At 40.3% G+C, this 6,123-nt stretch carries 6 protein-coding genes; 5 read left to right on the forward strand and 1 reads right to left on the reverse strand.

Going from position 1 to position 6,123, the window contains the following annotated elements; genetic code table 11:
• From WYK_RS16190 to WYK_RS16200, 3 genes are read left to right on the forward strand one after another with little or no spacing between them, the layout of a single operon-like run.
• A complete protein-coding gene (locus WYK_RS16190) occupies window positions 1-807 on the forward strand; it encodes an ABC transporter permease (RefSeq protein WP_040375516.1) in 807 nt (268 codons plus the stop codon).
• Entirely contained in the window at window positions 808-1,680 is an 873-nt protein-coding gene (locus WYK_RS16195) for an ABC transporter permease (protein WP_040375517.1), read from the forward strand.
• 19 nt (window positions 1,681-1,699) lie between these two features.
• Window positions 1,700-2,746, forward strand: a complete 1,047-nt coding sequence (locus WYK_RS16200; protein WP_040375518.1) for an ABC transporter substrate-binding protein — start codon at window positions 1,700-1,702, stop codon at window positions 2,744-2,746.
• A gap of 49 nt (window positions 2,747-2,795) precedes the next feature.
• Here WYK_RS16200 and WYK_RS16205 read toward each other — a convergent pair whose 3' ends face one another.
• Window positions 2,796-3,341, reverse strand: a complete 546-nt coding sequence (locus WYK_RS16205; RefSeq protein WP_040375519.1) for a shikimate kinase — start codon at window positions 3,339-3,341, stop codon at window positions 2,796-2,798.
• Window positions 3,342-3,848: 507 nt separating this feature from the next.
• Here WYK_RS16205 and WYK_RS24070 point away from each other — a divergent pair.
• Together WYK_RS24070 and WYK_RS16210 are read left to right on the forward strand one after the other, a co-directional pair.
• On the forward strand, window positions 3,849-4,091 hold the full coding sequence (locus tag WYK_RS24070) for a hypothetical protein (RefSeq protein ID WP_081704918.1): 243 nt from the start codon (window positions 3,849-3,851) through the stop codon (window positions 4,089-4,091).
• A gap of 135 nt (window positions 4,092-4,226) precedes the next feature.
• Window positions 4,227-5,981: a putative thiazole-containing bacteriocin maturation protein gene (locus WYK_RS16210; protein WP_235782534.1), complete on the forward strand. Its 1,755-nt coding sequence runs from the start codon at window positions 4,227-4,229 to the stop codon at window positions 5,979-5,981.
• Window positions 5,982-6,123: the final 142 nt, after the last annotated feature.

Here is a 6,123-nt window from a genome sequence, read left to right on the forward strand (position 1 = left end):
ATGAAAAACTACATACAGCTTAAACGTTGGACACCAACATTGGTCTGGATTGTAGGGCTTCTAGTTATCTGGGAAATCTGTTCTTGGTTTCTGCTGCAGGTTTTACAAGTACCTCTGGCTCAATCAAAACTGCCTTATATCCATGAATTAATGTATACGATGTTGGAATATGGAAGCACACTTTTTTCTGAGGGATGGGTTACCTTTACGAACGCAGCCATTGGGTTCGCATTGGGTGCTGTGGTAGGAAGCTTATTAGCGATTTTAATGAGCTTATCGAAATGGGTAGAACAATTAACCTTTCCTTACGCAGTTGGATCCCAAATGATTCCCATCTTAGGTTTGGCTCCAATTGTCTATGGAATCGTGCATGATGATCAATTATCAAGAATTATTATTGCTGCTTATATTACTTTCTTTCCTGTGGCACTAAATGTGTTAAGAGGTTTACGCTGTGCAGATCCAGCAGCCGTTGAACTTATGCATTCTTATGCGGCTAAGCCTTGGTCTGTTTATTTAAAACTACGGTTTCCAGCAGCCTTGCCCGGCTTGTTTAGCGGTTTAAAAATTGCTGCTCCATTAGCGGTAACAGGAGCAATCCTTGTTGAATTAATGGGTGCAACCAAAGGCTTGGGAGTTATTATGCTTCGAAATCTTTATTATGGTCCGTCTCATAATTACATGTTTTGGCTAACGGTGATTGCAGGAGCTTTACTTGGGATTTTCAGCTATTTATTGATAACCATAATTGAACGTATTGTTTCTCCATGGCAGCCGGAATTTCGGTCGACAGGAGGTGACGAGTAAATGGTGGGTAAACCAGCAGAAAAGAACGTGAATTGGGAACTCGAATCGGTTTCAAGTACCCAATCAATACGTTTGATGAATCCAAGGGTGCAAAAACGCAAGAATAAAATAGGAAACATTCGTAAAACGGCACTCCCGCTTGCGGCAGGGATTTTATTTATACTGTTATGGGAATGGCAAGTATTCCATCGTGTTCTCCAGCTGCAAACGTACCAACTTCCGTTACCTTCTGCTATCTGGGAAGCGATATCAGTAAATTGGCAAACACTGCTGACCTATACGAGGTATACCTTTATTGAGGCAGCAGCAGGTATGGTGATTGGGTCCTCAGTCGGATTTATTTTCGCATTATTGGCAGCATCTTGGCCCAAATGGGGGAAAGGCGGATTATCAGTTGTTGTGGCGGTTAATGCAGTCCCAATTGTTGCTTTGGCACCTATCATGAATCTTTGGTTTAGTGATGGAATGGGGTCGAGAATTGCGATTGTTACCATTACAACAATGTCAGCTATGGCCATTAATGCTTATAAAGGAATGACAATGGTTGACCCGTTAGCGCTCGATTTAATGCATTCATATGCAGCAAAAAAACAGCAGGTGTTTAAATACTTGAGAATAGCTAATAGTCTGCCTTTTGTTTTCACTGCACTAAAAATAAATACAACAGCAAGTATGATTGGGGCAATCGTCGGCGAGTTTTTCTTTTCATCTCAAGGGTTAGGTTATCTCCTTTCCAACTCAATAAAAGTAGCTAAGATGCCTTTAGGGTGGGCATGTATAGTTATGGCCGCCATTGTTGGAGTTATTTTCTACTTATTGGTAGAACGGGTAGAAAAGATTTTTTTAAAGTGGCATCCATCAGAAAGAAAATAAATGTTTGGGGGGATTTGTTTTGAAAAGGGAATTTAAAAAAACGCGCAGAGGAATTATTTTAGTTGTGATGGCTCTTAGTTTACTGTTGGCAGCTTGTAGCAAAGACAATGAGTCTTCCGCAGGAACTTCCTCAGAAAAACTGACACCCATAAAACTACAGTTAAAATGGGTACCGCAAGCACAGTTTGCTGGCTATTTTGTCGCCATGGAAAAGGGATACTTCAAAGATGAAGGACTTGATGTCACCATTGTACCAGGCGGTCCAGATATCGTTCCTGAACAGCAGGTGTCAAATGGCGCAGCGAATATAGGGATTGGTTGGGTAGCAAGCTTGTTACCCCATCAAGAACAAGGGCTGCCATTAGTTCAGATTGCCCAAATGTATCAAAAAAGCGGATTACTCCTCGTATCTAAAAAAGAAAAAGGAATTCAGACAGCAGAGGACTTAGCAGGGAAAAAGGTTGGAAACTGGATGGGCGGTAATGAATTTGAACTATTAGCTTTATTTGATAAATATGGTTACGACCAAAATAAAGACCTTTCTTTTGTGAAACAAGGGTTTACGATGGATCAGTTTTTAGGCGGTGACCTTGATGCGGCGTCAGCTATGACCTATAACGAATACCAGGTAGTCCTTGAAGAAGGGATCTCTGAAAGTGACCTTAATGTCATTGATATGAATGATGAGGGTGTTGCGATGCTTGAGGATAATTTATTTGCAAATAAAGAGTGGCTTTCTGAGAATAAAGAAGTCGCAGCTAAGTTTCTCCGTGCATCCATCAAAGGGTGGAAAGATGCGGTGGAGAATCAAGAATTTGCAGTGGATGCAGTGATGAAGGCAGCAGAAGGAGGAAGTACATCTAAAGATCATCAGTTAAAAATGATGAGTGAAGTAGCCAAACTCGTTGTGCCAGAGGGATTTGATGCAGATAAAATTGGTGCTATTGATGATGCGATGTTTAAACAGACGGCTGATATTGCACATGAATTTGGCGTCATCGAAAAACCAGCTAATCTTGACGATGCTTATACTCATGAGATTTTGGAGATGGCAGCGGGTAAATAGCTTTCCTAACTTTGAACAAACTCCCCACCGATAAGGATGGGGAGTTTGTTTATTTATAAACTTCAGCTGACTGTAACAATCCAACAATATAATCAGCAGTTTCTTCACTATCGAGTGTATCTGTTTGCACTTTTAAATGGTGTTTGGAATAGATGCTTTGTCTGTTGTAAAAAAGTTCTTTAATTTCTTCCTCAGATTTTCCTTGTAAAACTGGACGACTATCCATAAGTAAATGAAGTCTATTTTTCCAAGAATCCCATGTCACATCGAGAAAGATGACCATACAATTGGATAGGCAATTCTGTTGAACTTCTTCTTGTAAAAAAGCTCCGCCCCCGACGGAGATAATCTTGTCTGGTTGATTAGAGAACTGAGAAATAAGACTTTTTTCTTTTTGCCTAAACGCTTTTTCTCCATATGTTTTGAAAAATGCTGATGTGGTCATATTATATTCAGTTTCAATTTCTTTATCGATATCGATAAACTCACGGGATAATTTGTTGGCAACGAGTTTACCAATCGTCGTTTTACCTGCCCCCATAAACCCGATAAAGACAATACTTTTTTCTTTGAGTGATTTATCCGTGCTATTCATTATTAGCTGGCCTCTTTCATCCTTCTGATTTTTAAGTTTTTATAAATGCCGAATCGAAACAATGACATCTTCTTATGTTATCTGAAAATTCATATTTTGTCCATGCGTTCACTTTTACAAAGATCAGGAAGCTAAAATTATAGTATAAACTTATTTTGTTTGATTCAAATTAAAAAAACACTAAGTTCAGATTTATGATTGTCCTGTTTAAATCTAGTTTTTATTTTTTGATAAAAAAACATATAGGCCTAAAAAGACGACTAACAATGCAGGGACAACAGCTGCCATAGTTTCAACTCCTTATTCGTATTTGTTGATTCTACTACGTATATAAAAAGACAAAGTTTCGTAAAACCCTGCGTTTGCTGGTTAGATAGAATAAATGGGCATATGATTTAGTAGCAATACCCAATCACCGTACATATTTTGAAGTAAACGTTGGGGAAAACAGATGTTGTTTCAATTTCCCTTTCATGATGCTCATCTTACTATACGGAGGTTATCTAAATGAATGAGTTCCAAAATCAACTGCAAATGTTAAATGTAGATCAATTTCAGGCAAGTCAGCCTGTTCAATGGGGGCAAGATCCTTCTGGTCAATGGGTGCAAAATCCGAATACAATGGAAGATTCTCGACTGATTGGTTTTGGCTTTGGCTGCTTTTTATGTTTTGGCTGCTTTGGCTGCGGAGGTTGTGGTGGTTGTGGGAGATGCGGCGGCTGCGGACGTTGTGGACGATGCGGTAGATAAGGATATATATCTAAAGATAGTGTCTCTGCTGAGCAGGGACCTCTTTAGTTTAGACATATGAGACAATTAGTCATACATAGAATGAGAGTGATACGACATGAAACAGAATCGAGTTTCCAGGTTAGGAGGAGCGAAATGGATTTGATCTCTTCTATGCGACTGAAAGTGAAACGGGACACGTTTTTTCTCCCAGAACACACAAGAGGCGTGTATTTTCGGAATAATACCAGTTCGTTTCGTATGGAAGGCACGACGATTGCTCAGTGGGTTGAAACGCTTTTACCGATGTTTAACGGAGAACATACACTGGGTGAATTAACTGCTGGATTGCCAAGCACATACAAAAATATGGTCATGGAAATAGCCGATGTTTTATACAAAAATGGATTTGTCCGTGATATGAGTCAAGAACGTCCCCATCAATTGAAGGAAGAGGTTCTGATCAAGTACGGCTCACAGATTCAATTTTTGGAGAACATGATTGATTCAGGTGCCTATCACTTTCAAAAGTATCGCCAGACAAAAGTGTTAGCAGTTGGTTCAGGCCATTTATTTGTTTCTTTGGTTTCGGCTTTGTTGGAGTCTGGCCTGCCTGCCTTTCATACGTTTATAACAGAAACAGTACCCACGAATAAAAACCGCTTGAAAGAACTTGTAGAACATGCAGGTAAGACTGATACCGATGTAAAGGTTGAGGAAATCTCACTGAATGTAGAAGGGGATTTTTCTTGGGGGGAGTTGGTAAGGCCATTTGATGCAATTTTGTATGTTTCTCAAGAGGGTGATGTAGGCGAATTAGGTAATTTGCAAGCTGCGTGTAAAGAAGAAAAGAAAGGGTTTTTTCCAGCCATCATCCTTAAACAAACCGGTATGGCGGGTCCAATCGTTACTCAAGATTCGGTTGGTTCATGGGATTCTGCTCGGCGTCAACTACATCAATCGGTGCTAAGTGCAGAACCTGGTTTTTCTGCTTTTTCTGTTACAGCAGGTGCTATGTTGGCTAATATTCTTTCCTTTGAAATGTTTAAAGAACTTACAGGGGTAACTAAATCCGAAGAACCGAATCAGTTTTATCTGCTTGATTTGGAAACGTTAGAAGGAAAGTGGCATCGCTGTCTTCCGCATCCGTCGGTGACAGGTAAAGCTAAGGTGAAAAGGGTAGAAGATTCTGATGAAAGACTTGGGAATAGGTCGATAAGGACGGAAGAGGGAAACTTATTTCTATTCTTTAGCCGGTTGACCTCACCGCAGTCAGGGATTTTCCATAGTTGGGAAGAAGGAGAGTTAAAGCAGCTTCCGCTTGCTCAGTGCCGTGTCCAAGTAGTTGATCCGTTGTCGGAAGGGTTCGCTGAACTGCTGCCGGATATCCTTTGTTCGGATTTGACGCATAAGGAAGCACGAAGAGAAGCGGGACTTTCGGGAATTGAAAGGTATTCGGCAGAGATCATCAAACAGCTCAAACCAACCTTTGTGGCTGAAGAATTTCTTGGGATTGGTACAGGAGAAACATTTGCTGAATGTGTTTATCGCGGCCTTCAAAAATGGTTGAATGATGAATTTACAAAGCATGCCTATAGTCAGGAAAATACAGCAGATAGTGTCGTGTTGGATACGGTAGAAGATGAACGTTGTCGCTATTACTTACAGGCGTTGACGACGATAGCAGGTAACCCAAAGATTGCACGAGGTAAGGATGTATTAGGTTTCCCAGTAATCTGGGTTAATACAGACGATAATTGGTATGGAAGTATAGGGGTAACCCTGACCTTTGCTTTGCGAAATGCGTTAGAACAGGCCTTAATAAAATTCCAAAATAATGCTAGTCAGATGGAGGGACTTGTGGTTGTAGAAGAAAATAGAACCGCAAAAATTGATGATTCCCGTATGTGATTTGGATTCACAGTTTACGGGTCTGCAGAAGGCTAAAAAAATCTTAGCACAGAACCATAAACAGTTAGTCATTTTTGAACTTGAGTGGGGAATTATTTAAAAACAGAACTGGCTGGAGTGTTGGGTGTGACGGTACGAGAGG

Source organism: Peribacillus psychrosaccharolyticus ATCC 23296, assembly GCF_000305495.1.
Classification (GTDB): domain Bacteria; phylum Bacillota; class Bacilli; order Bacillales; family DSM-1321; genus Peribacillus; species Peribacillus psychrosaccharolyticus.

Excerpts from the sequence above, each read along its gene's own strand:
- WYK_RS16190 (WP_040375516.1), top strand. The coding sequence starts at position 1 with ATGAAAAACTACATACAGCTTAAACGTTGGACACCAACATTGGTCTGG.
- WYK_RS16195 (WP_040375517.1), top strand. The coding sequence starts at position 808 with ATGGTGGGTAAACCAGCAGAAAAGAACGTGAATTGGGAACTCGAATCG.
- WYK_RS16205 (WP_040375519.1), bottom strand. The coding sequence starts at position 3,341 with ATGAATAGCACGGATAAATCACTCAAAGAAAAAAGTATTGTCTTTATC.
- WYK_RS24070 (WP_081704918.1), top strand. The coding sequence starts at position 3,849 with ATGAATGAGTTCCAAAATCAACTGCAAATGTTAAATGTAGATCAATTT.
- WYK_RS16210 (WP_235782534.1), top strand. The coding sequence starts at position 4,227 with ATGGATTTGATCTCTTCTATGCGACTGAAAGTGAAACGGGACACGTTT.